Raw genomic sequence first — 25,879 nt, 5'->3', positions numbered from 1 at the left:
CTCAGTTCTCGTAGGCGTTGAGCGGCGGGCAGGAGCAGACGAGGTTACGGTCCCCGCGCGCACCGTCGATGCGGCGCACCGGAGGCCAGTACTTGGACTTGCGGTTCACTCCGGCGGGGTACACCGCCAGTTCGCGGTCGTAGGGCAGGTCCCAGTCGCCGACGAGGGTCTCGGCGGTGTGCGGGGCGTTGCGCAGCGGGCTGTTGTCCGCGGCCCACTTGCCCTGCGCGACGGCGTCGATCTCCGCGCGGATGGCGATCATCGCCGCGATGAAGCGGTCGATCTCGCCGAGGTCCTCGGATTCGGTCGGCTCGACCATCAGCGTGCCCGCGACCGGGAAGGACATGGTCGGGGCGTGGAAGCCATAGTCGATCAGGCGCTTCGCGACGTCGTCGACGCTGACGCCGGTCTCCTTGGTGAGCCCGCGCAGGTCGAGGATGCACTCGTGCGCGACCAGGCCGTCCTGTCCGGTGTAGAGCACCGGGTAGTGCTGGTTGAGGCGCTTGGCCACGTAGTTCGCGGCGAGCACGGCGACCTGCGTCGCGGCGGTGAGCCCGCCCGCGCCCATCATGCGGACGTACGCCCACGAGATCGGCAGGATCGACGCCGAGCCGTACGGGGCGGCGCTGATCGGGCCGACCCCGGTTTCGGGACCGGCCTTCTCCAGCAGCGGGTGGTTCGGCAGGTACGGCGCGAGGTGCGCGCGGACCGCGACCGGGCCGACGCCGGGGCCGCCGCCGCCGTGCGGGATGCAGAAGGTCTTGTGCAGGTTCAGGTGCGAGACGTCGCCGCCGAACTCACCCGGCTTGGCGAGCCCGAGCAGCGCGTTGAGGTTCGCGCCGTCGACGTAGACCTGGCCGCCCGCGTCGTGGACGATCTTGGCCAGCTCGTCGATGCCGTTCTCGTACACGCCGTGCGTGGACGGGTACGTGACCATGATCGCGGACAGCGTGTCGCGGTTGGCCTCGACCTTGGCCCGCAGGTCTTCGAGGTCGACGTTGCCCTCGTCGGTGCACTTGACCACGACGACGCGCATCCCGGCCATCACCGCGGAGGCGGCGTTCGTGCCGTGCGCGGACGACGGGATCAGGCAGACCTCGCGTTCGGTCTGGCCGTTGGCGTGGTGGTACGCGCGGATCGCGAGCAGACCGGCGAGCTCGCCCTGGCTGCCGGCGTTCGGCTGCAGCGACACCTTGTCGTAGCCGGTGACCTCGGCCAGCCAGCCCGACAGCTGCTCGACCAGGGTGTGGTAGCCCTCGGCCTGGTCGGCGGGCGCGAACGGGTGGATCCCCGCGAACTCGCGCCAGCTGATCGGCTCCATCTCCGTGGTGGCGTTGAGCTTCATCGTGCAGGAGCCGAGCGGGATCATGCCGCGGTCGAGCGCGTAGTCGAGGTCCGAAAGGCTCCGCAGGTAGCGCAGCATCGCGGTCTCGGAGCGGTGTGAGTGGAAGACCTCGTGGGTGAGGTACTCGCTCTGGCGGCCGAGACCGGCGGGCAGGGCCTGGGCGTCGGCCGCGGGGGTGTCGACGCCGAACGCGTTGAGCACCTTGGCGATGATCGCGGGCGTGGTGACCTCGTCGACCGCGATGCGGACGTGGTCGGCGTCGACCGGGCCGAGGTTGATCCCGTTCTCGCGCGCGACCGCGACGACCGCTTCGGCCTGTCCGGGCATGCGGGCGAGGACCGTGTCGAAGAAGCCCTCGTGGACGACCTCGACGCCGCCCTCGCGGAGGGCTCCCGCCAGTCCGGCGGCGAGTTCGTGGACGCGGGTCGCGATGCGCTTGAGGCCGTCCGGACCGTGGTAGACCGCGTACATCGCGGCGAGCACGGCGGGCAGGACCTGCGCGGTACAGATGTTGGAGGTGGCCTTCTCGCGGCGGATGTGCTGCTCGCGGGTCTGCAGGGCGAGGCGGTACGCGGGGTTGCCGTCGGCGTCGACCGAGACGCCGACCAGGCGACCCGGGAGCGAGCGCTCGAGCCCGGCGCGGACGGCCATGAACCCGGCGTGCGGGCCGCCGTAGCCGAGCGGGACGCCGAAGCGCTGGGTGGAACCGGCGGCGATGTCGGCGCCGAACTCACCCGGCGCGGTGATCAGGGTGAGGGCGAGCAGGTCGGCGGCGACGGTGTACAGCGCGCCGGCGGCCTTCGCGGTCTCGGAGATGGCGGAGTAAAAGCCCGCGCCGCGCAGCACGCCGGAAGCGCCCGGGTACTGGACGACGACGCCGAAGAACTCCTCCGGCAGGCCGGTGAGCAGGTCGCGGACCTCGACCTCGACGCCCATGGCCTCGGCGCGGGTGCGGACGACGGCGATGGTCTGCGGTAGGCACTCGGCGTCGAGGACGACCTTGTTCGACTTCGCCTTCGACGCGCGGCGCATCAGCATGACGGCCTCGGCGACTGCGGTGGACTCGTCGAGCAGGGAGGCGTTCGCGGTGGCGAGACCGGCCAGCTCGGAGACCATGGTCTGGAAGTTGAGGAGGGCTTCGAGACGGCCCTGCGAGATCTCCGGCTGATACGGCGTGTACGCCGTGTACCAGGCCGGGTTCTCCAGCACGTTGCGGCGGATGACCGCCGGGGTGACCGTGTCGTGGAAGCCGAGGCCGATCATCTGCGTCATCGGCTTGTTGAGCGCGGCGAGCGCGCGAAGCTCGGCGATGGCGTCCTCTTCGGACGCGGCGGGGGGAAGGTCGAGGTCGCGGGTGACGCGGATCGCGGACGGCACCGCGGCCTGCACCAGGGCATCGAGACTGCCGAAGCCGACCTCGGCGAGCATCTTGGCCTGCTCGGACTCCGAGGGGCCGATGTGCCGGTCGTCGAAGGACGTACTGGTCAAGGGAGCTCCTTGGGTCAGGCGCCGGATAGACCGGTGCGCTGGGAACTCCCCCTCTGTCATGGCACCTGAGAGTTTCACCACCGATGAGGGTGGCTTTCACCTTGGGTGAGGCGCACTTGCGCGCCTGCTTTCCAGAGTGGCCTCGCGTGAAGCGGTAGTGGGTACCTGAGAGATTCCGGGGAGTTTGCTCCTTCGGTGCCCCACCACGTTCGTGGGGGCTCTCCCGCTCCAGCTCGACGGCCCGATCTGCAGTTGTGCGCACACCGTACCTGGCCTGTTCAGCGCGCGTCTACTTCCCACCGACCACGTCACTTGCGAGTTCCGGCTCCAAGCACGCGAGTTCCGGCCCCGATCACGCGAGTTACGGCCCACATTCAGAGGACTAAACGCGCCGGGGCGCGGCAGGGCCCGGGGTGAAGGGGCCCTTCACCGCATGAGACGAGGGGAAAGCGTCCTTCGGCCCCCGGCCCGGGCGCGACGGTCGGCCCGAGTACATGAAGGCCCCCTTCCTGTACATAGGCGCAAGGAAGGGGGCCTTCATGTACCTCACCGCATTCAGAGGACGAAATGCGCCGGGGCGCGGCAGAGCCCGGGGGTGAAAGGGCCCTTCACCGCATGAGACGAGGGGAAAGCGTCCTTCGGCCCCCTACCCGGGCGCGACGGCCGGCCCGGAGGCCGTGAAGGCCTCCTTGAGGGACTCTGGGTCTCTCAAGGAGGCCTTCACGGACAGACCTCACCGCATTTAGAGGACTAAACGCGGGCCCGGGGTCAGAGCGGCGTGACGTAGGCGCCCGAGATGCCGCCGTCCACCAGGAACTGCGAAGCGGTGATGAACGAGGCGTCGTCGCTCGCCAGGAACGCGACCGCGCCCGCGATCTCCTCCGGCTCCGCGAACCGACCGACCGGCACGTGCACCAGCCGCCGCGCGGCCCGCTCGGGGTCCTTCGCGAACAGTTCCTTGAGCAGCGGCGTGTTCACCGGACCCGGGCACAGCGCGTTCACCCGGATGTTCTCCCGCGCGAACTGCACGCCCAGTTCCCGGCTCATCGCCAGCACCCCGCCCTTGGACGCGGTGTACGAGATCTGCGACGTCGCCGCGCCCATCACCGCGACGAACGACGCCGTGTTGATGATCGAGCCCTTCCCCTGCCGCTGCATATGCGGCAGGACCGCCTTGCAGCACAGGTACACCGACGTCAGGTTGACCTTCTGCACCTTCTCCCACGCGTCGATGCCCGTGGTGAGGATCGAATCGTCCTCGGGCGGGGAGATACCGGCGTTGTTGAACGCGACGTCGACCGAGCCGAAGGTGTCCACAGTGGTCTGGAACAGGGCCTCGACCTGCTCGGCGTCGGTGACGTCGGCCTGCACGAACAGGCCGCCGACCTCATCGGCCGCGGCCTTGCCCGCCTCGGCGGAGATGTCGCCGATGACGACCTTCGCGCCTTCGCTCGCCAGCCGCCGCGCGGTGGCGAGGCCGATCCCGCTGCTGCCGCCGGTGATGACGGCGACGCGGCCTTCGAAACGCTGAACCATTCCTATTCCTCCGTGCTGATGAAGACGTTTTTGGTCTCGGTGAAGGCGTCGACGGCGTCCGGACCCAGCTCACGGCCCAGCCCGGACTGCTTGAATCCGCCGAACGGCGTCCAGTACCGGACGGACGAATGCGAGTTGACCGACAGGTTCCCGGCTTCGACGCCGCGCGCGACGCGGAAGGCGCGGCCGACGTCGCGGGTCCAGATCGAGCCGGACAGCCCGTATTCGGTCTGGTTCGCCATGGTCACCGCGTCCGACTCCCCGTCGAACGGGACCACCGCGACGACCGGGCCGAAGATCTCGTCCGAGGCCAGCGGATGCCGCAGATCCGGCGGGGTGACGACGGTCGGCGCGAACCAGTACCCGGGGCCGACGGGCGCGTTGCCCCGGAAGGCGACCGGCGCGGAATCGTCCACATAGGACGACACCTTCGCGTGATGCCCCGCCGAGATCAGCGGGCCCATCTCGGTGACCTCCAGCCGCGGATCCCCGACGACGACACCGTTCACGGCGGGTTCCAGCAGCTCCATGAACTTCTCGTACACGCTCGACTGCACCAGGATCAGCGACCGCGCGCAGCAGTCCTGCCCGGCGTTGTCGAAGACGCCGTACGGCGCGGTGGCCGCGGCCTTCTCCAAGTCGGCGTCGGCGAACACGATGTTCGCGTTCTTGCCGCCGAGTTCCAGGGTCACCCGCTTCACCTGCGCGGCGCAGCCCGCCATGATCTGCTTGCCGACCTCGGTGGAGCCGGTGAACACCACCTTCCGCACCGCCGGATGGTCCACGAAACGCTGCCCCACCACGGATCCCTTGCCGGGAAGCACCTGGAAGACGTCTTCGGGGATCCCCGCCTCGCGGGCGAGTTCGCCGAGGCGGATCGCGGTGAGCGGGGTGAGCTCGGCGGGTTTGAGCACGACGGTGTTCCCGGCGGCGAGCGCCGGCGCGAACCCCCAGCCAGCGATGGGCATCGGGAAGTTCCACGGCACGATCACCCCGACCACGCCCAGCGGCTCGTGGAACGTCATGTTCACGCCACCGGGCACCGGGATCTGCTTGCCGCTCAGCCGTTCGGGCGATGCCGAGTAGTACGTCAGCACGTCGCGGACGTTGCCCGCCTCCCAGCGCGCGTTGCCGATCGTGTGGCCGGCGTTGGCGACCTCCAGCGCGGCGAGGTGCTCGATGTCGGCGTCGACGGCGTCGGCGAACCGGCGCAGCAGCCGCGCCCGGTCGCCGGGGGCCACCGCGCGCCAGGCGGGGAACGCCGCGTGCGCGCGGGCGATGGCCGCGTCGGTCTCCTCGGCCGAGGTCGGTTCGACCGACCTCACCACCTCCTCGGTGGCGGGGTTGATCACCTCGAACGTGGTCATTCGCGCTCCTTCGCAGCTTTCACCAGCGCTTCGAAAAGCCTGATGTCGTCGGGATTCTGTTCGGGATGCCATTGGACGCCGAGTACGAACCCGTCGCCGGGCAGTTCGGCCGCCTCGATGGTCCCGTCGGCGGCCCAGCCGGCCGGGACCAGCCCGTCACCGAGCTTGTCGATCGCCTGATGGTGGTAACACGGCACCTTGGTCTCGGCGCCGAGGATCGACGCGACGCGGCTGCCCTCGGCAAGCGTCACCGTAGTGGTGCCGAAGATCCCCGGCGAGGGCTGGTGATCCGCATTGTCCACCGTCTCCGGCAGATGCTGGACGAGCGTGCCGCCCAGCGCGACGCTGAGCACCTGCAGCCCGCGGCACACGCCGAGCACCGGTTTCCCACTGTCCAAAGCGGACCGCAGCAGGCCGAACTCGAACGCGTCCCGGTTCGGCCTCGTGTACGTCGTCGCGTGCTGCTCCTGGCCGTAACGTGCCGGGTCGACATCCGCGCCGCCGACCAGCACGAGACCGTCCACGGCGGAGATCAGCCGATCGTGTGCCTCGCTCACCGGTGGCAGCAGGACCGGGATCCCGCCCGCCGCGACGATCCCGTCGACGTAGACCCGGTGGAGCAGCGCCGCTTCGGTCTCCCACACCAGGAACTTCGCGGGCTCCAGATAGGACGTCAGCCCGATCAGGGGTTCAGAGCCGTTCGAAGCCACGGATCCTCTCCCAGTCGGTGACGGCGGCGTCGTACGCGGTGAGCTCGACCTTCGCCGCGTTCAGGTAGTGGTCGACGACCTCGTCCCCGAACGCGGACCTCGCGAGTTCACTCCCGTCCAGCAGCGCCGCCGCGTCCCGCAGCGTGGTCGGCACGGTCGGCTTGGCGGAACCGTAGGCGTTGCCGTGGAACTCCGGCTCCAGCTCCAGTTCGTTCTCGATACCGTGCAGCCCCGCCGCGATCAGCGCGGCCACCGCGAGGTACGGGTTCACGTCGCCGCCGGGCACGCGGTTCTCCGTGCGCAGCGAATCCCCGTGTCCGACGACGCGGAGCGCGCACGTGCGGTTGTCCGTACCCCACGCGACGGCCGTCGGTGCGAAGCTCCCGGGCACGAACCGCTTGTAGGAGTTGATGTTCGGCGCGAAGAAGTAGGTCAGCTCACGCAGTCCGGCCAGCTGACCGGCGAGGAAATGCTCCATCAGCGGCGAGAATCCGCCAGGACCGTCACCTGCCAGGACGGGCTCGCCCGCGGCCGAGCGCAAGCTGATGTGGATGTGACAGGAGTTGCCCTCGCGTTCGTTGTACTTCGCCATGAACGTGAGGCTTTTGCCTTCCTGCGCGGCGATCTCCTTGGACCCGGTCTTGTAGACGCTGTGGTTGTCGCAGGTGGTCAGCGCGTCGGCGTAGCGGAACGCGATCTCGTGCTGGCCCGGATTGCATTCGCCCTTGGCGGACTCGACGTACAGCCCCGCTCCGCCCATGTCGTTGCGGATACGGCGCAGCAGCGGTTCGATCCGGGCGGTGCCGAGCATCGAGTAGTCGACGTTGTACTGGTTGGCCGGGCGAAGGTCCTGATAGCGCTTGTCCCAGGCCGATTCGAAGGTGTCGTCGAAGACGATGAACTCCAGCTCGGTGCCGACGTAGGCGGCGAGACCGCGCTCGGCGAGCCTGTCGAGCTGGCCGCGCAGGATCTGGCGGGGCGAGGGGGCCACCGCGCCGCCCTGCACCCGTTCGAGGTCGGCGAGGACCAGCGCGGTGCCCTCCTGCCACGGAAGCAGGCGCAGCGTGTCGAAGTCCGGGCGCATGACGAAGTCGCCGTAGCCGGTCTCCCAGGACGACATCGCGTAGCCGTCGACGGTGTTCATGTCCACGTCGACGGCGAGGAGGTAGTTGCACGCTTCGGTGGCGTGCTCGACGACCTCGTTGAGGAAGTACTCGGCGGCGCAGCGTTTGCCCTGCAGCCTGCCCTGCATGTCGGTGATCGCCACCAGCACCGTGTCGACGGTGCCGTCCTCGACCAGTTCCCGGAGCCGATCCAGCGTGAGCATGCCGCGCCTGTTCGCCATCAGCCTCACCTAAAGGTTCGAAGCGGTACCTTTGCGGCTTCTTCCTACCGGGTCGACCCGACCCGGTCAACTCGGTCAATGGTCTAGTTCGCTATCCATTGCTCACCGTAGTTGATCCCTGGGCGGATTGTCTGTGATGCCCGGCTGAGAAGATGCTGTGAATCCCGCCGCACCGGGAGGAGATCCGCGCATCCGGGACGTTGTACGGATCAAGAGAGGTGAGAAGGAATGACACAGGCATTCACGCAGCAGACCACGTTCACCGAGCCCCAGGGGCGGGCTCAGCTCCCGACGCTGCCCAGCGGGTGGCCGATCGGCTCCTACGAGTCCTACTCCGAAGCGCAGCGTGCCGTCGACCACCTCGCGGGAACGGACTTCCCGATCACGGACGTCACGATCGTCGGTGTCGAGCCGATCCTGGTGGAGCGCATCGCCGGACGCATGGGCTGGAGCAAGGTGCTGACCAGCTCGGCGCTGTCCGGCGCGATGTTCGGTGTGTTCCTCGGACTCGTGCTGAGCCTGCTGAACCCGGGCGCCGGGCTGGTGCCGATCATCGTCGGCCTGGTCGGCGGTATCGGGTTCAACCTGCTGTTCGGCGCGCTGGGGTACGCGTCGTCGAAGAACAAGCGAGGGTTCATCTCGCAGAGCCAGCTGGTCGCCCGGCGTTACGACGTCCTGGCCCAGCCGCGCAACGCCGAGAAGGGCCGCGCCCTGCTGGCCGACCTGGCCGCCAGGAGCGCGTTCAACCACTGAGCCTCACCCCACGAGGCGCCGCGTTTCGTCCTCTGAATGCGATCGTTGGCATCGCGAACCACCGCATCCAGAGGACGAAGCGCGGATGGAGGCGGCCCCCGACGTCCGCCTCCACCCGGGCCACCTAGCGCGTCGGCTGGGTGGAGTTCGACGGCGGCGCCGGGGAAGACGGCGGCGCCTGGGCGGTCGTGGAAGGCGGCGCCGGGGTGATCTTCGGGATCGCCGCGCTGAACGGCACGTCCGTCCTTTCCAGACAGTAGCTGCGGTAACCGTTGTAGCCGTTGAGGTTTCCGTCGTTGTCCCGGACTCCCCGCTCGAGCCGCGGCCGCGGATAGCGGTTGTCGTCGCCGATCTTCCGCTTCTCGCCCGTGCTCTGCTCGCAGGCGTACCGGGTCGTGCTGAGCGGGCGGCCGTTCTCGTCGTAGAGGTAGATCTCGGTCAGCGGTTTGCCTTCGGCGTCGAACGCGTAGATGTTCTCCACGTCCTGGCTGCCGTACGTCAGCTGCGGGTTCCCGTAGCTGTCGTTGTAGCTCGGCCCATAGGGGCTGTTGTAGGAACCGCCGCCATAGGACCGCTTCGCGATCAGATCGACCGCCGCGCCCGCCCCGCCGAGCATGCTGCCGATGACGAACGCCGAGATCGGCACGGCCAGCCACAGCAGCCGCCGGTCGGTCTTCAGCTTCGGCCCCGCCCAGACCACCGCGACGGCGGCCAGCAGCATCAGCGGCAGCAACAGCACGGCCTCGGTGTCGCGCAGCACGAGCAGCAGGCCGAAGATGACCAGCACCGCCGCGCACAGCACCCACCACGCCGGCTTGAGTGTGCGGAAGTAGTTGACCCCCTTGCTGTTCCGGTTGTTCTGGAACGACGTCGCGATCTCGCGGAGCTTGACCACCTCGGGCAGCTCGACGATCGGGGCGACCCCCTTCCGCACCACGTAGGCGACGCTGATCGCGAGCACGGGCGCGACGAAAAGCAGGCCCAGCAACGGTTCCACCCGCACCCACACCGCGGCCGCGAAACCGAACAACGCGAAGCCGCCGACTGAGAACACCAAGCCCCAGAACGCGAACCGCGCCCCGCCGATCCCGGTCTTGACCTTCAGCACGGTGGTCTTGCCGCCCGCGTCGGGCGGACGCGGCGGATAGCCGCCGGACGCCCGCAATTCGGCGGCATAGCCTTCCGGGCTCCCCAACCGCTCGATCAAGGCGTCGACCTTGGGGTTCTCCCCCAGTTCCGCCTCCATCTCGGCGAGATGCGGCCGGACGTCTTCGAGGATCTCCTCGACTTCGCTCTCGGGCAGGTCGGCGAGCGCGCTCCTGACCCTCGCCAGATACACCCGCACGGCGGTCGGATTCTGCGTGCTCATGCTGCCTCTCCCAACAGGCTGTTCATTGTCGTGGCGAAAGTCCGCCAGGTCTGCCCCGACTCTTCGAGGCGCTGACGACCCGGCTCGTTGAGGCTGTAGTACTTGCGGTGCGGGCCTTCCTCACTCGGCACCACATAGGACGTCAGCAGGCCTGCCTTGTACAGCCGCCGAAGCGTCCCGTACACCGAAGCGTCGCCCACTTCCTGCAACCCCGCGATACGGAGTCTTCGGAGCACGTCGTAGCCGTAGCCGTCCTCTCCGCGAAGCACCGCGAGAACGGCGAGGTCCAGCACGCCTTTGAGTAGCTGACTGATCTCCACAGTCGCGTCCCTCCCAGTCTTACGCAACAGAAGGTACCACGCATTGCACAGTAGTGCGCACGGCGGAAGCCACTTGCGCCGAAGGGGTGGTTCATGGGTTACTTAGTCCAGTAATGAACCACCGCACCCCGAGAGGGTGCTCGAAGACTGGGGACGGAGGTGTCGTGCTCGACGAAGGAACACCCCTGTTCGTGCAGATCGCCGAACAGATCGCCGACGACATCGCCGAGGGAAGCCTGGCCGAGGGGGAACGCGTGCCGTCAACCAACGAACTCGCCGCCTTCTACCGGATCAATCCGGCGACGGCGGCCAAGGGGATCAACGTGCTGGCCGACGACGGCCTGCTCGAAAAGCGACGGGGTATCGGCATGTTCGTCGCCGCCGGCGCGCGGCAGAAACTGCTCACCGACCGGCGGCAGCGGTTCGCCGAGCAGTACCTCGACCCGATGCTCATCGAAGCGAAGCGCCTCGGCATCGACGACGAAACCTTGATCTCGCTCATCCGCGGGAACGGACACCGGAACGGAGGACCCGCCGCATGACGCCGACCATTTCGACCACCGGCCTGACCCGGCGCTACGGCGACCATCTCGCGCTCGGCGATGTCTCGGTCGACATCGGAGAAGGAAAGATCACCGGCCTGCTGGGCCGCAACGGTGCGGGCAAGAGCACCTTCCTGCGGATCGTGACCGCGCAGGAGTTCGCCAGCGCGGGCTCGGTCCGTGTGTTCGGCGAGACCCCGGTCGAGAACGAGCGGGTGCTGCGGCGCCTGGTGCTCGTCCGCGAAGACCAGCAGTTCCCGGACTTCAAGGTGCGGCACGCCCTTTCGGCGGCGTCGTGGTTCTACCCGAACTGGGACGCGGAACTGGCCGAAGACCTGCTCCGCGACTTCGATCTGCCGACGAAACGCCCGATCAAGAAACTCTCGCGAGGGATGCGTTCGGCGCTGTCGATCACGATCGGGCTCGCGGCCCGGGCGGAACTCACGCTGCTCGACGAGCCGTACGCGGGACTCGACGCCGTCGCACGCCAACTGTTCTACGACCGGTTGCTCGACGACTATTCGGCCCATCCCCGCACGATCCTGCTTTCCACACACCTGATCGACGAGGTCGCCGACCTGCTGGAGCACGTGGTGATGATCGACAAGGGCCGCGTCGTCCTCGACGCGCCCGCCGACGAACTGCGCGGCACTGCCGTCACGGTTTCCGGCCCCTCCCTCGCGGTGGACGACTTCGTCGCCGGCCGCCGGGTGCTGCACCGCCGCAGGATCGGGTCGCGCGCTTCGGTCACCGTCGCCGACGCGCTCGGCCCCGCCGACAAGGCGAAGGCGAAGGCCCTGCATCTCAAGCTGGAGCCGCTTTCCTTGCAGCAGTTGATGGTGCACACCTCCAACGGACAGACCGCAGAGGAGGCGTCCGCATGAACACCCTGGTCAACGTCGCGCGCTACCACCTGGTGGACCGGCTCCAGTACGTCGTCCTCCCGGTCGGCGTCACGTTCTTCGCCTTCGGGGTGAATCTCGCGATCTTCTCGCTGATTCCCGAAACACCCGAGGAGAACTACTCCGGCGGCCTGTTCACGCTGTTCGTGTTCATGCTCGTCTGCGGGGCACTGAGCATGACGAAATCGCTCCCATTCGGGCTCGCGCTCGGTGTGTCGAGGCGGTCTTACTACCTCGGCACGATCCTGCTGGTCGCCGGGCTCTCCGCCGTGTACGCGGTGGGGGTCACCGTGTTCCAGGTGATCGAAGACGCGACCGGAGGCTGGGGGCTCGGTCTCAACTACTTCCGCGTTCCCTGGTTGCTCGACGGTCCCTGGTACCTGACGCTGCTCACGTCGTTCGTGTTCCTGTTGCTGATGTTCGTCTACGGCATGTGGTACGGCCTGATCTACCGGCGCGCCGCGGTGGTGGGTGTCGTCCTGTTCGGCGCGGCGCAGGTCCTGGTGCTGCTGGGCGGGGTGCTGCTGCTCAGCTGGACCGACTCCTGGCCGAAGCTCGGAGAGTTCTTCAGCACGTTGACCGTCGGCGGGATGACCGGGGTGCTCGCCCTGATGGTCTGCCTCGCCGGGGCGGGCGGGTTCGCCACGATGCGCCGCGTCACCGTCTGAGATTCCTTCCACACCAAGGAGTTCCGTTATGGCCGTGGCTCATGTGGTGCTGTCGGTGATGCTGATCGCGATCTTCGCCGTACTGGGGGTGGCGAAGGTCCTGCGTCAGCCGGCGTTGGTCTCCCGGACCGAGAGGCTCGGCTTCTCGGTCCGGGGGATCCAGGGGATCGGAGCGCTGGAGATCGCCGGGGCGGCGGGCCTGGCGGCCGGATTCTTCTGGCCACCACTCGGGATCGCCGCGGCGATCGGCCTGGTGGCGTTGCTGATCGGGGCGGCGATCTCCCACGCGCGGGCGGGCGACGGGATCAAGGACGTCGCCCCTCCGGTCTGGCTCGCGCTGGTCGCGGCGGCGGCCGCCGTCACCGCGATCGTCTAGCCGTCCGGCGGAACTCGCGTGTTTGGGCACGGAACTCGCGTGCTTGGAGGCGGAACTCGCGGGTGACCTCCACCAGCCACGCCGCTTCGGTGGCGATGTCCGGCTCGTCGAGGTAGGTCGCCGGAACGTCGTCGGGGGCGTACCGGCGGCCTGCCTCGGAGGCGACGAGCGCGGCGGCCAAGGTCGCGGCCTCGACCGTCGCGGCCACGCGGGCTTCGGGGATCTTCGCCTTGCGTGCTTCGGCCTCGGCGACCGGCGGGAGGTCCGGATCGAAGTAGGGCCGCAGTGCGAGATGGCCGTCCCGGATCTCGATGACCCTGCGGTACAAGGCGAATTCCACGCCACCCGGCATACCGGGGCCCGGGTCCAGTGCGATGCCCGGGACGGCTTCGCGCAAGGCGGCCCACAACGGTTCGATCCGCCGGTACGTCCGGTACGTGCCGAGCAGCCGGAACGGAGTGGCCAGCGCGGGCCCCCACACGCTGAGCGTCGCGCCCGCCCCGGCGAGCCCGACGCTCAGCGCCGCCAGGATCGCCGAGAGCGTGTCCTCGCCGGCGTCGACCGCGCCCGTGGTGGCGAGGATGTAGATGTCGTCGACGTCCCAGAAAGTCCAGCCCAGCGCGGAAACCCCGCCGCCGACGAGCAGCCACAGCCCCGTGCGAAGCGGCCCGGGGTCGGCATGCCGCGCGAAGCGGGCGAAGACGATCGAGAACGTCAGCAGGCTGATCAGACCGTAGACGAGGAAAAGAACGTTGTACGCGACGAACCAGCCGAGCCCGCCCGGTCCGGCGGCGGTGTGCTCGCCGACGCGATAACTGCCGGAGAGGAAGAAGAGCGCGATCTCGGCGGCCACGACGGCCCAGGACAGCAGCGCGTGCCGGCCGATCCGCTTGCCCTCCCCCAGTTTCAGCGAATGCGCGAACGCGACCGCGAAGGCCATCGCGCCGATCTTGAGCAGATCGGCCGCGAGATTCAGGAGGCTGCCGATGGGTTCTTCGACACCGACGGCGTTCTCCATGGCCGGAGTGAGCAGCATGATGCCGCCCGCGATGCACATGCCGAAGGCGCTGAGGAACCACATCCGCCGCCGAGGCTGGGTGTGCCGGGCCTGGATCAGCTTGTAACCGAAACCCGCGAAGGCCACCACGCAACAGAAGTACGCGATGGTCTCGGTCACGGCAGGCGCCGTTTACGGCTGCCGAAGAGGTCGTCGACCCGCGCCAATCCGCCGGCGAGATCACTTCCGTCCTCGTGGTGCCGGGCCGTGCCGCGCACCGACGTCCGCGCGACGCGTTGCGCGAGGAGGCTGGCCAGCAGTTCGGCCTCCTGCTCCTCGACGGCGCTGTAACTCGTGCGGCCGAGGACACGGCGGACGAGCTCGGGCGCGAGATTCGGCATGAGGGCCTTGCTGGCGGCGGCGTCGAGTGCGATCCCGTCGGCTCCCGCGTTCGCACCGACGTGACCGCACAGCAGGTGGCCGACCTCGTGCAGCAGGATATGCCGCCGGTGCAGGGCGGTGGTGTTGGTCGGATAGAGGATGTAGTCCGCGCGCTCGGTGCTCATCAGCAGCCCGCACGGGCCACTGGAAGGGACGCTGACCTGCATCAATTCGATCGGACGGCCGCGTCCGGCGGCCAGTTCGGCGACGAAGGACTCCGCGTCGAAGGGTTCGGGAAGCGCCACGCCGTCGGCGAGACTCCGGCAGCGGCGCCACAACTCCTTACGGCGGCGATCCACTCACGACTCCTTCTTCTGGCCGCCCCGTCCGGATTCCCTGCGGGCGATCGCGTCGATCATGTCGCTGATGGTGTCGAGTCCGTCGGGGGAAAGCGTTACGGCCCGGAGCGCGACATCGCGGACGCCGGCGTCGCGGAGGGCGCCCAGGAGCGCGAGTTCCTCGGCGATCTTGGCGCTCTGCTCGTCGTCGAAGAAGTACGCGGGCGAGACGCCGAAGAACTGGGCGAGCGCCTCGAGATGGCGTTTCGTCGGGTTGTCGCGACGGCCGGTGCGCAACTGCCACAGGTACGTCGTCGAGAAGCTCTCGCCGGTGGCCTCGCGGCAGGCCTTGGCGACCTCCTCGTGGCTGTACGGCTCGCGATCGGGTCTCAGCACGATCTGGAACAGCTTGTCGATCTTCTCGGCGAGCGTCGTCTTACCGGGCTCGGTCGCGGCCACCATCCCACTCCCTACATGTCGTGCCCGTTCATGCTAGTTGACGCAGGCCCCGCGCCGTACACGACAGTTTTCACCTCGTGCGCGGCCTCGGCTGGCAACGGGGGCAGGAGAACGACGAACGGTTCATGAAGGGATCGCGCCGGATGGGCGTCCCGCACCGTCCGCAGGGCAGTCCTTCCTGGCCGTAGGCGTCGAGCGAGCGGTCGAAGTATCCGGACTCGCCGTTGATGTTGACGTAAAGCGCGTCGAACGACGTCCCGCCGACGACCAGCGCCGCGGCCATCACGTCGCTCGCGGCGGTGAGCACAGTGCGTCCTTGGGCCGCGGTGAGCCTGCCGGTCGGGCGGGCCCAATGGAGCTTGGACCGCCAGAGCGCCTCGTCGGCGTAGATGTTGCCGATCCCGGAGACGAGCGTCTGGTCGAGCAGGGCGCGTTTGAGCTCGGTCCGCCTCGACCGCAGCGCGCGGACCGCCTGGTCGAGGTCGAACCGAGGATCCATCGGGTCGCGGGCGATATGCGCGATGGTGGCCGGCAACTCCGTCCCGTCGACCTCGGTGAGTTCCGCGAGCGCGAGCCCGCCGAAAGTCCTCTGGTCGACGAAGCGCAGCTCCGGTCCTTCGTCGGCGAAGCGGAATCGCACGCGAAGGTGCTTCTCGTCCGGCGCGTCCCTGGGTTGGATGAGCATCTGGCCGCTCATGCCGAGATGCGCGAGCATCGCCTGGCCGTCGGAAAGCTCCAGCCACAGGTACTTGCCGCGGCGCCGGGCGGCGGTGATCTTCACGTCGGAGAGCCGTCCGCTGAAGTCCTCGGCGCCGAGTTCGTGGCGGCGGATCGCGCGGGGGTGGAGGACTTCGACCTCGGTGATCATCCGGCCGGAGACATGCGCCTCGAGCCCGGCGCGGACCACCTCGACCTCGGGGAGTTCGGGCATACCGCCGATTCTCCCACCGGCCCTCGTGAACGGTGAGGACGGTCAGGGAGCGGCCGGCCCGACATCCGCCCGCGTCAACGCTTTCCGCGTCCCTCCCGGCAGCAGTTCGTCGGCGCCGACGTCGTACTTCCCCGACCGCGTCTGCAGATCGAAGTCGGTCCCCGCGTACGGGTAGGAGCCGACACCGGCGTCGATCGCCGGGCTCCCGGCGGACAGCCGGTACAACCCGTCCTGAACCAGCTTGGGGTCGACGGCCTTGTAGCCACCCGAAGGCATTCCGGCCGGCCCGCCCCAGACGATGTTGCCCTCGTACTTCACGTCCGAACCGCCCGGCATGCTCACGAGCTTTCCGGTCCCCTGCAGGATGTTGTTCGCGAGCACGCAGTCCTTGGGCTTGAAGTCGCCGCCGTCGCCGTGGATGCCGTCGGTGGTCCCGACGACGGTGTTGTACGCGACCACGACCCGGTCGGGCCGGTCGTGGAGTTTGCTGTCCGGCCCGCTGTCCGCCTCGTTGCCCGAGCCGAACACGATCCCGCGGTCCGCCGTGGTGTGGACGTAGTTGTTGACGATCTTGTGGTCATTGCCGTGGAAGCGGATCCCGGACCGGCCCAGCAGAATGTTGCCCTCCACCACGCTGCGATCCCCGTGGCGCAGCACGATGAAGCCGCGGCTGTCGCGGATCGTGTTGTACCGGACGACGTTGTCCGACGACTTCACGGAGATCGCCTCGGAATCCCCGTCGGCCTTCTCGAACAGGTTGTACTCGACGACTCCGCCCGCCGAGTACTTCTGATGGTGGCTCAGCCCGAACCGGATCGACTCGCCACCGTTCGACCCGGTGAACTTGTGGTTCGAGAAGTAGTTGTGGTGCACCTTGACCCGCTTGGCCATGTCCTTCTCCGGGCCGAGCACCTGCAGGAAGACGCCCTGGATGGTGCGGTTCTGCAGGACGTTGTGGTCGAACTCGGTGTCGTCGCCGTTGAGCGTGACCCAGTTGCCGCCGCCGGAGAGCTGGACGTCGAGCCGCGTCAGCCGGTTGTGCGTGCTGCCCACCGGCACGCTCATCGAGCCGCCGTGCCGGAGTTTGAACCCGCGCAGCACGACATGCGAAGCGCCCGAAGAGAACGAGAAGCCCGCGGAGCCCTTGATCTCGGCCTTGCCGACGTGTTCCGCGGTGATGGTGATCGGCGCGTTCGCCGTTCCCGACCGTTTGATCACGATCGCCGAGCCCGCCGAATAGCTCCCGTCGGCCAGCCGGATCTCGTCGCCGGGACCGGCCTTGTCGATCGCGGACTGCAACGCGCTCAATGATGTGACTCGGACAACCTGAGCGGCCGAAGCCGTGGAAGGACCTGTCACCAGCGCCAGAATCGTCGCTGTGACCAGGCAGAAATGACGCATCCGCCGACCTCTCGACAAGCGACCTGAATGGTCGCGTCAGTGGCGGCGGACTGCGATGAGGTTACTGATTCACCGACTCGTGCGTCAACGAACCGTCCCGGTGAAGGGGACTCAGGTCGTCTTCGGCGGCTGCTCGATGTCGAGCTCGGACGAAAGCTGGCGCCAGGCCGTCTCGGCGGCCTTCTGCTCGGCTTCCTTCTTGGTCGTTCCCGAGCCGTAGCCGAGTTCACGCCCGCCGACGAGGACGGTGGCGCTGAACTCCTTGCGGTGATCGGGCCCGGTGTCCTCGACCTTGTACTCGGGCACGCCGAGCCCGGCCGACGCCGTCAGCTCCTGGAGGCTGGTCTTCCAGTCCAGGCCGGCGCCACGCAGCGGCGCCTCGGCGAGCAGGTCGTCGAACAGGTGGTGCACGAGCTTGCGCGCGATGTCGATGCCGTGCTGCTGGTACGCGGCGCCGATGACGGCTTCGAGCCCGTCGGCGAGGATGCTCGCCTTGTCCCGGCCGCCGGTGAGCTCTTCGCCCTTGCCCAGCAACAGGTGCCTGCCCAGCCCGCCTTCGCCGAGGCCGCGCGCGACCCTGGCCAGCGCGTGCATGTTGACCACGCTGGCACGGAGCTTCGCGAGCTGACCTTCGGCCAGTTCGGGATGGGTGTTGTAGAGGTGGTCGGTGACGACCAGGCCCAGCACCGCGTCCCCGAGGAACTCCAGACGCTCGTTCGGCGGCAACCCACCGTTCTCATAGGCATAAGAACGGTGGGTCAACGACAACGTCAGCAGCTCGGGCTCGATCGTGATCCCGAGTGCTTCGAGCAGTGGTGCGGGGTCCGCGGGTGGTCCACCGGCCGACTTGCCCCCCATGTCGTCAGCTGCCGATCAGGCGGGCTCGACGACCTGGCGACCGTTGTGCTGGCCGCAGGCCGGGCACGCGATGTGCTGGAGCTTCGGCTGCTTGCAGGCGCGGTTGGAGCAGGGCACCAGCTGAACCGGAGCCGCCTTCCACTGGCTGCGGCGCGCGCGGGTGTTGGATCGCGACATCTTCCGCTTCGGGACGGCCACGAGTAGATCTCCTTCAGACGGTCTGCCCGCGGTCGCGAGCGAACTTGCTTCTCCGGAACGAGCTGGTGCTCGTCAGGCTTGCTTTCCGGGGCCATCGGCCTGGTCATCGCCCGTTTCGTCCTCGAAACGATCGACCAGCGCGGCCCACCGAGGGTCTATCTTCTCATGCCCGTGCCCGGGCTCGAGATCGGCCCACTTGACACCGCATTCGGTGCACAGTCCCCGGCAGTCCTCGGTGCACAGCGGGGCCAGCGGCAGCGCCAGCACCACCGCGTCGCGGACGGTCGGCTCGAGATCGATCCGGTCGTCCACCAGGCGGGGGATCTCGTCCTCGTCGGTGGTCTCCTCGGTCGCGGAGCCGGGGTAGGCGAAGAGCTCGGTCAGGTCGACCTCGACGTCCTCGGTGATCGGGTCGAGGCACCGCGAGCAGTGCCCCGTCGCGACGGCGGACGCCGTACCGCTGACGAGCACACCCTCGACGACGGATTCGAGCATCAGGTCGAGCTCCAGGCTAGAGCCGGCGTCGATGGTGATGACGTCGGGCACACCGAGCGCGGACTCGACGGGGATCGAGCGTTGGACGGCCTTGCTCAGGCCGGCGTGACGGCCGAGCTCGCGGGTGTCGAGCACCCACGGGTTCCGGTCGTCCAGCTGCGCAGGCCTGGCCTGCGGCGACTTGTTCTCAGACATCGGTCACCAGGGTACGCAGGTACCGCCACTCACTTTCGGGCGGCCGGAGGCCGGGCAAGTCCGTGAAGGCCCCCTTGAGGGAATCGTCTTTGTTCACCCACCGGTCTTCGACGGATGAGTGCGCCCAATGTGGCATTGGGGACACTGAGCGCCTCCGATGCCACATTGGGCGCACCGGATGGAGCCGCGACTCTGGGCAGACTGGTGGTAGGCAAGTCCGTGAAGGCCCCCTTGAGGGACCCAGGGTCCCTCGAAGTTCCCCTCACCCATCGCGAAGCACCCAAGCTGGCGGCCAGCGAGTCGCTACTGCAGGAGCCGTCCGTGAAGGCCTCCTTACCTACCCTGAAGGTAGTGAAGGAGGCCTTCACTACCTTCAGGAGCGCCACCTTGTGCCCCATAAGCACCAGCAGTCACAACGGCCGCGCGTGAAGGCCCCTTCCCTCGGCTCAGCCGAGGAAACTCGACCTTCACACCTTCCCAAGTACGTGAAGGCCCCCTTCACTACGTCTAGCGCAATGAAGGGGGCCTTCACGTACTTCAGATGCCCAGGCGATCAGCTCTGGTAGTCGTACAGCGAGGTCCGGCTGTTGCCCGGCAGGTTGACCGGCGACCGCAGGTGGTTGCGCCCGGAGTCGACCGTCCGCAGCGTGGTCGCCAGCAGTTCGGAGAACTCGGCCAGCTTCCCGTCGACGTAGGCGTCGCAGTCGCCGCGCTGCTTGTCGGCCTCGACGTGCGCCTCGTCGACGATGCGCGCCGCCTCGCCGTGCGCGGCCTGGACGACCTCGGTCTGGGCGACGAGCCGGGCCTGTTCGGCGCGGCCGTCCTCGATTGCGCGCTCGTAGGCGTCGCGGCCGGCCTGGATCATCCGTTCCGACTCGGCACGCGAGCGGTCGGTGAGGTTCTGGAACTCGGCCTGTCCGGCGGCGACCATGCGCTCGGCCTCGCCGTGCGCGTCGCTCATCATCTGCTCGGCGCGGGCCCGGGCGTCGGCGAGGATGCGCTCGGCCTCGGCCTGCGCGTCGGCGACCGTGCGGTCGGCCTCGGTGTTCGCCGTGGTGATCGTCTCCGCCGCCTCGGTACGGGCGGTCTGGATCAGCTGATCACGTTTGTCCAGCACGTCCTGCGCGTCGTCGACCTCGCCCGGCAGGGCGTCACGGATGTCGTCGAGCAGCTCCAGGGTGTCGCCACGCGGGACGACGCAACTGGAGGTCATCGGCACGCCGCGGGCTTCCTCCACGATGGTGACGAGCTCGTCGAGCGCCTCGAAAACCCGGTACACGGCCACTCCCTACCTACAGCGATCCCCACATTCCCTGAGTTCAGTTTGCCCTCATCGCCGCCGTAAGGGGTGAAAGCGCGCGGTACCGGGCGTGTCCCCGCCGGTACCGCGCGCCATGATCACCTCGGAGCGAACACCGGATCCAGGACCAACGCGAGCAGTTGCCGGTCGGTCAAGGACGGGGCACCGCGGTCGCCGTCGTCCAGTGTGCCGAGATCGGCGATGTTGACCGAGCCACCGCCGCCGGACGGGAAGGCGATCGCGGCGCGGGTGACGATCCTCCCGGTCGTGAACCCTTGACCGAGGATGACGTCGCCGTCCGATTCCGCCGACTTCGGCGTGGTTTCGGAGATCACCACGAAGCTCCCGTCCGGCTGGGGAAGTTCCACGCACCGCGTCGGCTTGCGATCCGACCCGATCGCGTCGGCCCTCTTCGCCGGGTCACACCGGTTTTCGCGCGGATATCCGTCCTTCGTGCTCACCGGACCGGCGATCGTGAGGTTGACGCCCCGCGGCCTCCCTTCGGCGTCGGTGTACCTGACTTCCGAGGTCTTCAGGTCCCCGAACCCCACGAAGTCCCGCACTTGGATGTCCTTCGCGCCGGTGAGCACCTTCGGCATCACGTCCTTCAGGTGCTGGAGCGGGTCCTTCGGTGCGGCCTGCGACGCCGCCGGTGCCAGCGGCGCGGGGCCGCCCCCGGGCGCCACGAACACCACCGCCGCCGCGATCACCGCCAGCGTCGCGACCCCCGTGGCGACGACCCCTCGCCGGTTTCGCGCCTTCTTCGCCGCCTTCCCGGCGACCTCGTCCGGGTCGAAGCCGAGCGGTGGCTCGGCCAGTGTGATCCCGCGCAGCCTGTTTTCGAGTTCGTCCATCACGCGCTCCTCCCGGAGACAGCCTCGTCGTGCTGTCTCTGCAGGGCCGCGCGGAGGACGTCGAGTCCCCGCGCGGCCTGGCTCCTGACCGTCCCTTCCGAACAGCGCAGCGCGACGGCCACCTCCGCGACCGGGAGATCGGCGCAGTAGCGCAGCACGACGGCGGCGCGCTGTTTCGGGGGAACTTCGGCGAGGGCGCGAAGCAACGAATCCGAGATGCCGGCGGTGGCCGGAGCGGCGGGCTCGTCGGGGACGACGCCGTCGCGGTTCTCTCTGCTCCGCCAAGGTCGTCGCCGCTCGTCGAGCCAGCAGCGCATCAGGATCTGCCTCGTGTAGTTGTCGACGGGCCCTTTCCGGCGGACCTTCGGCCAGACCCGGTAGAGCTTGATGAGCGCGGTTTGGACCAGATCCTCCGCGAGATGCCAGTCGCCGCAGAGCAGATACGCCGTCCGTCTGAGCGGTAGCGCCTTGGCCCTGGCGAACTCCCTGAAGCTCGCATCGTCCCCAGACCGCATCGTGCCTCCTCGTCCGTGTTCCGGTGTATCTCACGGACGAGGAGGCACGAAATGTTGCACGGACTGGTCAACCGGCGAGATTCACCAGCTTGAAGGTGACGTAGCGGTCCGGCGTGTAGACGATCTCGCCGCCCTTTCCGGAGATCACGCGGTCGCTCGTGCCCACCGGGAACAGCTGGTAGTAGCCGGCGGCGCACGACGGCAGCACACCTTCGCGGTTCTCGTAGACGGTGCCGGTCGCGCCGCCGCGGGCCTTGTCCACCACGGACTTGGCCGCGGACGACAGCGTCGAGTAGCCGATCTTCGTCAGCTTCGAGGTGTCACCGCAGGACGGCGCCGGGGTGCCGTCGACGTCGATCACGGAGAAGGTCTTGTAGTGGTCGGCGGTGTAGAAGAACTCCCCGCCGTTACCGGTGACGATGCGCCGCGCGCCGCGGTCCGGCGAACCGGGCGTCGGGACCGTGTACTCGTGGTAGTAGGCCGACGCGCACTTCGGGAGGATGTTCTCCCGGTTCGAGAAGACCGTGCCGTCCTTGTCCGGGTACGGGAACGGCCCGCCCTTCTTGATGAGGTCGTAGGTCGTCGAGGCCTCGGCGGGCAGCGACGACAACGACACGTGCTTGAACCCGGCGAGATCCCCGCACGGGTTCTGCTGGATGGAGACGGGAGCGGCCGTGGCCTGCGCGGCACTGAGCCCGCCGAAGAAGCTGACAAGCAGAACGAGCAGCGCGGCGGCAATCCGCGATCGTTTGTTGGTCATTTTCGGACCGTAACCCGATCGTGTATTCACCAGAAGGCGTCGAGATGAACTCTTCATCGCCGCCCGCGACTGCCCGACCAACGGCTTCGGCCGTTCGGGTCAACCTCGTTCGGAGTACTTCTCCGAGAGACGTTTGAACACTATCGGCGGCACCAGGTGCTCGATGTCGCCACCGAGCGCGGTGACCTCCTTGACCAGCGAGCTCGACACGAACCCGTACGCCGGGTTGTTCGCCATCAGCAGGGTTTCGAGCCCGGTCAGCTCGCGGTTCATCTGCGCCATCTGGAGCTCGTAGTCGAAGTCGCTGACCGACCGCAGGCCCTTCGCGACCGCGATGATGTCGTTCTCGCGGCAGTAGTCGACCAGGAGTCCTTGCCAGGAATCGACGCGCACGTTCGGCAGCTTCGCGGTGATCTCGCGCAGCATGTCCATCCGCTCCTCGGTGGTGAACAGGCCCTTCTTGCTCTTGTTCACCCCCACCGCGACGACGACCTCGTCGAACAGCTTCGCCGCCCGCTCGATGATGTCGAGATGTCCATTGGTGGCCGGGTCGTAGGACCCGGGACAGACCGCACGCCGCATGGCGCGGACGCTACCAAGGAGAGTGGCCCCTTGCGCGCTCATCAGGGTTGCGTCACACCTGATATTCGGCCCAGTAGAGCGCCGTGTCGCCGTAGCGCTTCGTCCGCATCGGCTCGAAGCCCGCCGGCCAGTCCGGCTCCCCGTCGCGCGCCGCCCGCTCGATGACCACCAGCGCCCCGTCCGTGATCCACCGGTTCACCGCGAGCGCGGCCATGACCTCCCCCAGGCGGGTGGAATCCACTGCGTAGGGCGGGTCGGCGAGGACGATGTCGAACGTTTCCGCCGCCGGAGCGGCCACGACGGACTCGACGGCGCCCGCCCGGACCGCGCCGCCGAGCCCCAGCGCGGCGACGTTCCCCTTGAGCACTTCGACCGCGCGCCGGTCCGACTCGACGAACAGCGCGCCCGACGCGCCGCGGGACAACGCCTCCAGCCCGAGCGCGCCCGAACCGGCGTAAAGGTCGAGGACCTGGGCCCCCTGCAGCTCGCCGGCGACCTCCAGCGCGTTGAACAGCGCCTCGCGCACCCGTTCCGAGGTCGGCCTCGTGCCTTTCGGCGGGACCTTCAGCCGCCTGCCGCCCGCGGTCCCCGCCACGATCCTGGTCATTGGAGCATCGTGCCTCAACGCCTTCCGCCGTGACGTTGGCCGGGACTTGGTGAAGCCTCCGTCCAGCTCGCGTAGAGTCGTCCTTCGCCCTCGGAGGCGATAGAAGCGTTTAGGAGCGTTGCGTGTCCGAACCTCGGGTCAGACGGGCCGAGATCGCCATCGAGCAAGCCCATGTGGACACCGTCTACACCCGGCTCGCCGAGCTGCGAGCCCAGGCTGAGGCCATGCGTACCAAGGGCTACGAGATCGGCCATGGCGCCGGGCGGGAAGCCATTTTCGAGCAGGCGTCCATGCTGTTCGAGCGGGACATGATGGTGTATCACGCCAATCAGACCCTCCAGACCCTCGACGCGGAGTACGAGGGCCTGGTCTTCGGCAGGCTCGACCACCTCGACAACGACCACATCTACGTCGGCCGTCTCGGCATCCGCGACGCCGAGTTCGACAACCTCGTCACCGACTGGCGCGCGCCCGCGGCCGCGGCGTTCTACCAGGCGACGGCAGAGGAGCCGATGGACGTCGTCCGGCGCCGGGTGATCCGGTGCTCGGGCCAGAACGTGCTCGACGTCGACGACGACGTCCTGATCGCCGACGCGGTCCCCGAGAACATGCAGATCGTCGGCGAAGGCGCGCTGATGGCCGCGCTCGGCCGGTCGCGCGGCGAGAAGATGCGGGACATCGTCGCGACCATCCAGAAGGAACAGGACGAGGTCATCCGCGCGCCGTGGCGCGGTGTCACCGAGATCACCGGCGGCCCCGGCACCGGCAAGACCGCGGTCGCGCTGCACCGCGCGGCGTACCTGCTCTACCGCCACCGCCGTCAGCTCGGCGGCGCGGGCGTGCTGGTGATCGGCCCGTCCGGCGTGTTCACCAGCTACATCTCGCGGGTGCTGCCGTCGATGGGTGAGACGAACGTCGAACTGCGCGCGCTCGGCGAGGTCCTCGACGGCCTCGAAGCGACCCGGCAGGACCCGGCTCCCCTGGCGGCGATCAAGGGTTCGCTGCGGATGCGGAAGATCCTGCTGCGCGCGCTGCGTGACACGCCGGAAGACGCGCCCGAGGACATGAAGATCGTGTACCGCGGCGAGGTGCTGCGGCTCAACGCGCGCGAGCTCGACAAGGTGCGCCGCAAGGTGCACACCGCGGGCGGGCCGCCGAACCGGTCGCGGATCCGCGCCGCCGAACTGCTGCTCGACGCGCTCGCCGCGAAGGCCGAGCAGCACGCGAAGGACGACGGCCGTCAGATCGACAAGGCCGAGCTGATCACCGAGCTCGGCGAGCGCATCGAGTTCCACCGGTTCCTGGTGGTCTGGTGGCCGATCCTGTACCCGGCGCAGATCCTGCGGTGGCTCGGCACCGAGAAGCGGCTCGCCTCCGCGGCGAAGGGCCTGCTCAACCGCAACGAGATCAGCATGCTCGCGGCCGACTTCGCCGACCGCTCGCGCGGCTGGACCATCGCGGACGTCGCGCTCCTCGACGAGCTTCGCGTCCTCATCGGCACGCCGCCCAAGAGCCGCCGGGCCCGCCAGAGCATCGAGGTCAACCCGGAGCGCGGTGGCGCCCCGACCCGGCCCGAGCACTACGACGAGTACTCGCACGTGGTCGTCGACGAGTCGCAGGACCTCTCGCCGATGCAGTGGCGGATGGTCGGGCGGCGCGGCAAGTACGCGAGCTGGACCGTGGTCGGCGACCCGGTGCAGAGTTCGTGGCCGGATCCCGCCGAGGCCGCGATGGCGCGGGACCAGGCGTTCGGGCTCAAGACGACCCGGCGCCGGTTCACCCTGCGCACCAACTACCGGAACTCGGCGGAGATCTTCGATCTGGCCGCGAAGGTCGTCGCGGGGCACGCGGAGGCCGACGAGCTTCCGCGCGCGGTGCGGCAGACCGGCATCACGCCGGAGGTCAGGCCCGTCGAGGCTTCCGGACTGGAGGCGGCGACGCAGGCCGCGGTGAAGGAACTGATGGGGGCCGTCGAAGGCACCGTCGGCGTGATCACCGCCATGGACCGGGTGCCCGAGGTCGAGGGCTGGCTCGAAGGGCTTTCGGACGAGCGGCTCAAGGTCGTCGGCAGCCTCGACTCCAAGGGTCTCGAGTACGACGCCGTCGTCTTGGTGGAGCCGAACGACCTCATCACCGAGTCGACCACCGGCCGCCGGGTGCTGTACGTCGCGCTGACCCGCGCGACCCAGCAGCTGACCGTCCTGGCGTCCAACCCCGACTGGATCCCGGCCGCCTGATCCCCTCACGCATTTAGTCCTCTGAATGCGGTGCTTGCGCGTGCAACTAC

Annotated in this window: 27 protein-coding genes and 1 riboswitch; of the genes, 6 read left to right on the top strand and 21 right to left on the bottom strand. The window is 68.5% G+C overall.

Going from position 1 to position 25,879, the window contains the following annotated elements:
• Nucleotide 1 precedes the first annotated feature (1 nt).
• The 5 genes from gcvP to AJAP_RS08990 form a co-directional block, all read right to left on the bottom strand.
• Complete coding sequence (gene gcvP / locus AJAP_RS09010; protein ID WP_038509613.1) at nucleotides 2-2,833, bottom strand: aminomethyl-transferring glycine dehydrogenase; 2,832 nt, start codon at nucleotides 2,831-2,833, stop codon at nucleotides 2-4.
• A gap of 142 nt (nucleotides 2,834-2,975) precedes the next feature.
• A riboswitch (glycine riboswitch) is annotated at nucleotides 2,976-3,069 on the bottom strand.
• 532 nt (nucleotides 3,070-3,601) lie between these two features.
• Nucleotides 3,602-4,369, bottom strand: a complete 768-nt coding sequence (locus AJAP_RS09005) for a 3-oxoacyl-ACP reductase (protein ID WP_037342142.1) — start codon at nucleotides 4,367-4,369, stop codon at nucleotides 3,602-3,604.
• A gap of 2 nt (nucleotides 4,370-4,371) precedes the next feature.
• The gene (locus tag AJAP_RS09000) at nucleotides 4,372-5,736 is read right to left on the bottom strand and encodes an aldehyde dehydrogenase family protein (protein WP_038509612.1); all 1,365 of its coding nucleotides are present in this window, start codon (nucleotides 5,734-5,736) and stop codon (nucleotides 4,372-4,374) included.
• On the bottom strand, nucleotides 5,733-6,446 hold the full coding sequence (locus AJAP_RS08995) for a gamma-glutamyl-gamma-aminobutyrate hydrolase family protein (protein ID WP_038509610.1): 714 nt from the start codon (nucleotides 6,444-6,446) through the stop codon (nucleotides 5,733-5,735). The genes AJAP_RS09000 and AJAP_RS08995 overlap by 4 nt, the downstream gene beginning before the upstream one ends.
• The gene (locus AJAP_RS08990) at nucleotides 6,427-7,791 is read right to left on the bottom strand and encodes a glutamine synthetase family protein (RefSeq protein ID WP_084098082.1); all 1,365 of its coding nucleotides are present in this window, start codon (nucleotides 7,789-7,791) and stop codon (nucleotides 6,427-6,429) included. The genes AJAP_RS08995 and AJAP_RS08990 overlap by 20 nt, the downstream gene beginning before the upstream one ends.
• A 228-nt stretch (nucleotides 7,792-8,019) precedes the next feature.
• Between AJAP_RS08990 and AJAP_RS08985 the strand changes: the two genes are divergently transcribed.
• Nucleotides 8,020-8,544 (top strand): general stress protein, encoded by a 525-nt coding sequence (locus tag AJAP_RS08985; RefSeq protein ID WP_038509609.1) that lies wholly within the window; start codon nucleotides 8,020-8,022, stop codon nucleotides 8,542-8,544.
• Between the two features lie 124 nt (nucleotides 8,545-8,668).
• Here AJAP_RS08985 and AJAP_RS08980 read toward each other — a convergent pair whose 3' ends face one another.
• Together AJAP_RS08980 and AJAP_RS08975 are read right to left on the bottom strand one after the other, a co-directional pair.
• A complete protein-coding gene (locus tag AJAP_RS08980; RefSeq protein ID WP_038509607.1) occupies nucleotides 8,669-9,913 on the bottom strand; it encodes a DUF1700 domain-containing protein in 1,245 nt (414 codons plus the stop codon).
• Entirely contained in the window at nucleotides 9,910-10,233 is a 324-nt protein-coding gene (locus tag AJAP_RS08975) for a PadR family transcriptional regulator (RefSeq protein WP_034323457.1), read from the bottom strand. The genes AJAP_RS08980 and AJAP_RS08975 overlap by 4 nt, the downstream gene beginning before the upstream one ends.
• 164 nt (nucleotides 10,234-10,397) lie before the next feature.
• Between AJAP_RS08975 and AJAP_RS08970 the strand changes: the two genes are divergently transcribed.
• Genes AJAP_RS08970 through AJAP_RS08955 form a run of 4 tightly spaced genes read left to right on the top strand, consistent with a single transcriptional unit; the run spans nucleotide 10,398 to nucleotide 12,721 of the window.
• Nucleotides 10,398-10,775 (top strand): GntR family transcriptional regulator, encoded by a 378-nt coding sequence (locus AJAP_RS08970; RefSeq protein WP_016336380.1) that lies wholly within the window; start codon nucleotides 10,398-10,400, stop codon nucleotides 10,773-10,775.
• Nucleotides 10,772-11,659 carry an ABC transporter ATP-binding protein gene (locus tag AJAP_RS08965; protein ID WP_038509603.1) on the top strand — a complete coding sequence of 296 codons (888 nt, stop codon included), beginning with the start codon at nucleotides 10,772-10,774 and terminating at the stop codon, nucleotides 11,657-11,659. The genes AJAP_RS08970 and AJAP_RS08965 overlap by 4 nt, the downstream gene beginning before the upstream one ends.
• Nucleotides 11,656-12,345 (top strand): hypothetical protein, encoded by a 690-nt coding sequence (locus AJAP_RS08960; protein ID WP_038509601.1) that lies wholly within the window; start codon nucleotides 11,656-11,658, stop codon nucleotides 12,343-12,345. The genes AJAP_RS08965 and AJAP_RS08960 overlap by 4 nt, the downstream gene beginning before the upstream one ends.
• Nucleotides 12,346-12,373: 28 nt before the next feature.
• A complete protein-coding gene (locus AJAP_RS08955; protein ID WP_038509599.1) occupies nucleotides 12,374-12,721 on the top strand; it encodes a DoxX family protein in 348 nt (115 codons plus the stop codon).
• On the opposite strand, the gene AJAP_RS08950 is transcribed toward AJAP_RS08955, so the two are convergent.
• The 14 genes from AJAP_RS08950 to rsmD form a co-directional block, all read right to left on the bottom strand.
• On the bottom strand, nucleotides 12,705-13,898 hold the full coding sequence (locus tag AJAP_RS08950) for an MAB_1171c family putative transporter (RefSeq protein WP_051972390.1): 1,194 nt from the start codon (nucleotides 13,896-13,898) through the stop codon (nucleotides 12,705-12,707). The two genes, AJAP_RS08955 and AJAP_RS08950, sit on opposite strands and share 17 nt — an antisense overlap.
• On the bottom strand, nucleotides 13,895-14,458 hold the full coding sequence (locus AJAP_RS08945) for a hypothetical protein (protein WP_038509597.1): 564 nt from the start codon (nucleotides 14,456-14,458) through the stop codon (nucleotides 13,895-13,897). The genes AJAP_RS08950 and AJAP_RS08945 overlap by 4 nt, the downstream gene beginning before the upstream one ends.
• Entirely contained in the window at nucleotides 14,459-14,899 is a 441-nt protein-coding gene (locus AJAP_RS08940) for a helix-turn-helix domain-containing protein (RefSeq protein WP_016336386.1), read from the bottom strand. It abuts the gene before it with no gap.
• A gap of 67 nt (nucleotides 14,900-14,966) precedes the next feature.
• Entirely contained in the window at nucleotides 14,967-15,827 is an 861-nt protein-coding gene (gene mutM / locus AJAP_RS08935) for a bifunctional DNA-formamidopyrimidine glycosylase/DNA-(apurinic or apyrimidinic site) lyase (RefSeq protein WP_038509595.1), read from the bottom strand.
• A 42-nt stretch (nucleotides 15,828-15,869) separates the two neighbouring features.
• Entirely contained in the window at nucleotides 15,870-17,228 is a 1,359-nt protein-coding gene (locus tag AJAP_RS08930; protein ID WP_038509594.1) for a polysaccharide lyase 6 family protein, read from the bottom strand.
• Nucleotides 17,229-17,339: 111 nt separating this feature from the next.
• On the bottom strand, nucleotides 17,340-18,086 hold the full coding sequence (gene rnc / locus AJAP_RS08925) for a ribonuclease III (protein ID WP_084098080.1): 747 nt from the start codon (nucleotides 18,084-18,086) through the stop codon (nucleotides 17,340-17,342).
• 15 nt (nucleotides 18,087-18,101) lie between these two features.
• Entirely contained in the window at nucleotides 18,102-18,284 is a 183-nt protein-coding gene (gene rpmF / locus AJAP_RS08920; RefSeq protein ID WP_005160412.1) for a 50S ribosomal protein L32, read from the bottom strand.
• A 72-nt stretch (nucleotides 18,285-18,356) separates the two neighbouring features.
• Entirely contained in the window at nucleotides 18,357-18,974 is a 618-nt protein-coding gene (locus AJAP_RS08915) for a YceD family protein (RefSeq protein WP_037342128.1), read from the bottom strand.
• A 553-nt stretch (nucleotides 18,975-19,527) separates the two neighbouring features.
• Nucleotides 19,528-20,253: a DivIVA domain-containing protein gene (locus AJAP_RS08905; protein ID WP_038522693.1), complete on the bottom strand. Its 726-nt coding sequence runs from the start codon at nucleotides 20,251-20,253 to the stop codon at nucleotides 19,528-19,530.
• Nucleotides 20,254-20,372: 119 nt separating this feature from the next.
• Nucleotides 20,373-21,128 (bottom strand): hypothetical protein, encoded by a 756-nt coding sequence (locus tag AJAP_RS08900; protein WP_038509589.1) that lies wholly within the window; start codon nucleotides 21,126-21,128, stop codon nucleotides 20,373-20,375.
• A complete protein-coding gene (locus tag AJAP_RS08895) occupies nucleotides 21,128-21,643 on the bottom strand; it encodes a SigE family RNA polymerase sigma factor (protein WP_038509586.1) in 516 nt (171 codons plus the stop codon). The genes AJAP_RS08900 and AJAP_RS08895 overlap by 1 nt, the downstream gene beginning before the upstream one ends.
• 67 nt (nucleotides 21,644-21,710) lie before the next feature.
• The gene (locus AJAP_RS08890) at nucleotides 21,711-22,403 is read right to left on the bottom strand and encodes a ribonuclease domain-containing protein (protein ID WP_038509584.1); all 693 of its coding nucleotides are present in this window, start codon (nucleotides 22,401-22,403) and stop codon (nucleotides 21,711-21,713) included.
• Between the two features lie 99 nt (nucleotides 22,404-22,502).
• Nucleotides 22,503-22,985, bottom strand: a complete 483-nt coding sequence (gene coaD, locus AJAP_RS08885; protein WP_016336395.1) for a pantetheine-phosphate adenylyltransferase — start codon at nucleotides 22,983-22,985, stop codon at nucleotides 22,503-22,505.
• Nucleotides 22,986-23,037: 52 nt separating this feature from the next.
• The gene (gene rsmD, locus AJAP_RS08880; RefSeq protein ID WP_038509581.1) at nucleotides 23,038-23,592 is read right to left on the bottom strand and encodes a 16S rRNA (guanine(966)-N(2))-methyltransferase RsmD; all 555 of its coding nucleotides are present in this window, start codon (nucleotides 23,590-23,592) and stop codon (nucleotides 23,038-23,040) included.
• A gap of 122 nt (nucleotides 23,593-23,714) precedes the next feature.
• On the opposite strand from rsmD, the gene AJAP_RS08875 reads away from it, so the two are divergent.
• On the top strand, nucleotides 23,715-25,829 hold the full coding sequence (locus tag AJAP_RS08875) for a HelD family protein (RefSeq protein ID WP_038509579.1): 2,115 nt from the start codon (nucleotides 23,715-23,717) through the stop codon (nucleotides 25,827-25,829).
• Nucleotides 25,830-25,879: the final 50 nt, after the last annotated feature.

This window comes from Amycolatopsis japonica (genome assembly GCF_000732925.1).
Taxonomy (GTDB): Bacteria; Actinomycetota; Actinomycetes; order Mycobacteriales; family Pseudonocardiaceae; genus Amycolatopsis; species Amycolatopsis japonica.
Note: the sequence above shows the minus strand (reverse complement) of the source record. Positions and strands in the feature narration are given on the sequence as shown.

Coding starts and splice junctions, on each gene's coding strand:
- AJAP_RS08965 (WP_038509603.1), top strand. CDS start 10,772: ATGACGCCGACCATTTCGACCACCGGCCTGACCCGGCGCTACGGCGAC.
- AJAP_RS08890 (WP_038509584.1), bottom strand. CDS start 22,403: ATGACCAACAAACGATCGCGGATTGCCGCCGCGCTGCTCGTTCTGCTT.
- AJAP_RS09000 (WP_038509612.1), bottom strand. CDS start 5,736: ATGACCACGTTCGAGGTGATCAACCCCGCCACCGAGGAGGTGGTGAGG.
- AJAP_RS08915 (WP_037342128.1), bottom strand. CDS start 18,974: ATGTCTGAGAACAAGTCGCCGCAGGCCAGGCCTGCGCAGCTGGACGAC.
- AJAP_RS08990 (WP_084098082.1), bottom strand. CDS start 7,791: ATGGCGAACAGGCGCGGCATGCTCACGCTGGATCGGCTCCGGGAACTG.
- AJAP_RS08985 (WP_038509609.1), top strand. CDS start 8,020: ATGACACAGGCATTCACGCAGCAGACCACGTTCACCGAGCCCCAGGGG.
- AJAP_RS08930 (WP_038509594.1), bottom strand. CDS start 17,228: ATGCGTCATTTCTGCCTGGTCACAGCGACGATTCTGGCGCTGGTGACA.
- coaD (WP_016336395.1), bottom strand. CDS start 22,985: ATGCGGCGTGCGGTCTGTCCCGGGTCCTACGACCCGGCCACCAATGGA.
- AJAP_RS08955 (WP_038509599.1), top strand. CDS start 12,374: ATGGCCGTGGCTCATGTGGTGCTGTCGGTGATGCTGATCGCGATCTTC.
- mutM (WP_038509595.1), bottom strand. CDS start 15,827: ATGCCCGAACTCCCCGAGGTCGAGGTGGTCCGCGCCGGGCTCGAGGCG.
- rsmD (WP_038509581.1), bottom strand. CDS start 23,592: ATGACCAGGATCGTGGCGGGGACCGCGGGCGGCAGGCGGCTGAAGGTC.
- AJAP_RS08940 (WP_016336386.1), bottom strand. CDS start 14,899: ATGGTGGCCGCGACCGAGCCCGGTAAGACGACGCTCGCCGAGAAGATC.
- AJAP_RS08895 (WP_038509586.1), bottom strand. CDS start 21,643: ATGCGGTCTGGGGACGATGCGAGCTTCAGGGAGTTCGCCAGGGCCAAG.
- AJAP_RS08960 (WP_038509601.1), top strand. CDS start 11,656: ATGAACACCCTGGTCAACGTCGCGCGCTACCACCTGGTGGACCGGCTC.
- rnc (WP_084098080.1), bottom strand. CDS start 18,086: ATGGGGGGCAAGTCGGCCGGTGGACCACCCGCGGACCCCGCACCACTG.
- AJAP_RS08980 (WP_038509607.1), bottom strand. CDS start 9,913: ATGAGCACGCAGAATCCGACCGCCGTGCGGGTGTATCTGGCGAGGGTC.
- AJAP_RS08900 (WP_038509589.1), bottom strand. CDS start 21,128: ATGGACGAACTCGAAAACAGGCTGCGCGGGATCACACTGGCCGAGCCA.
- AJAP_RS09005 (WP_037342142.1), bottom strand. CDS start 4,369: ATGGTTCAGCGTTTCGAAGGCCGCGTCGCCGTCATCACCGGCGGCAGC.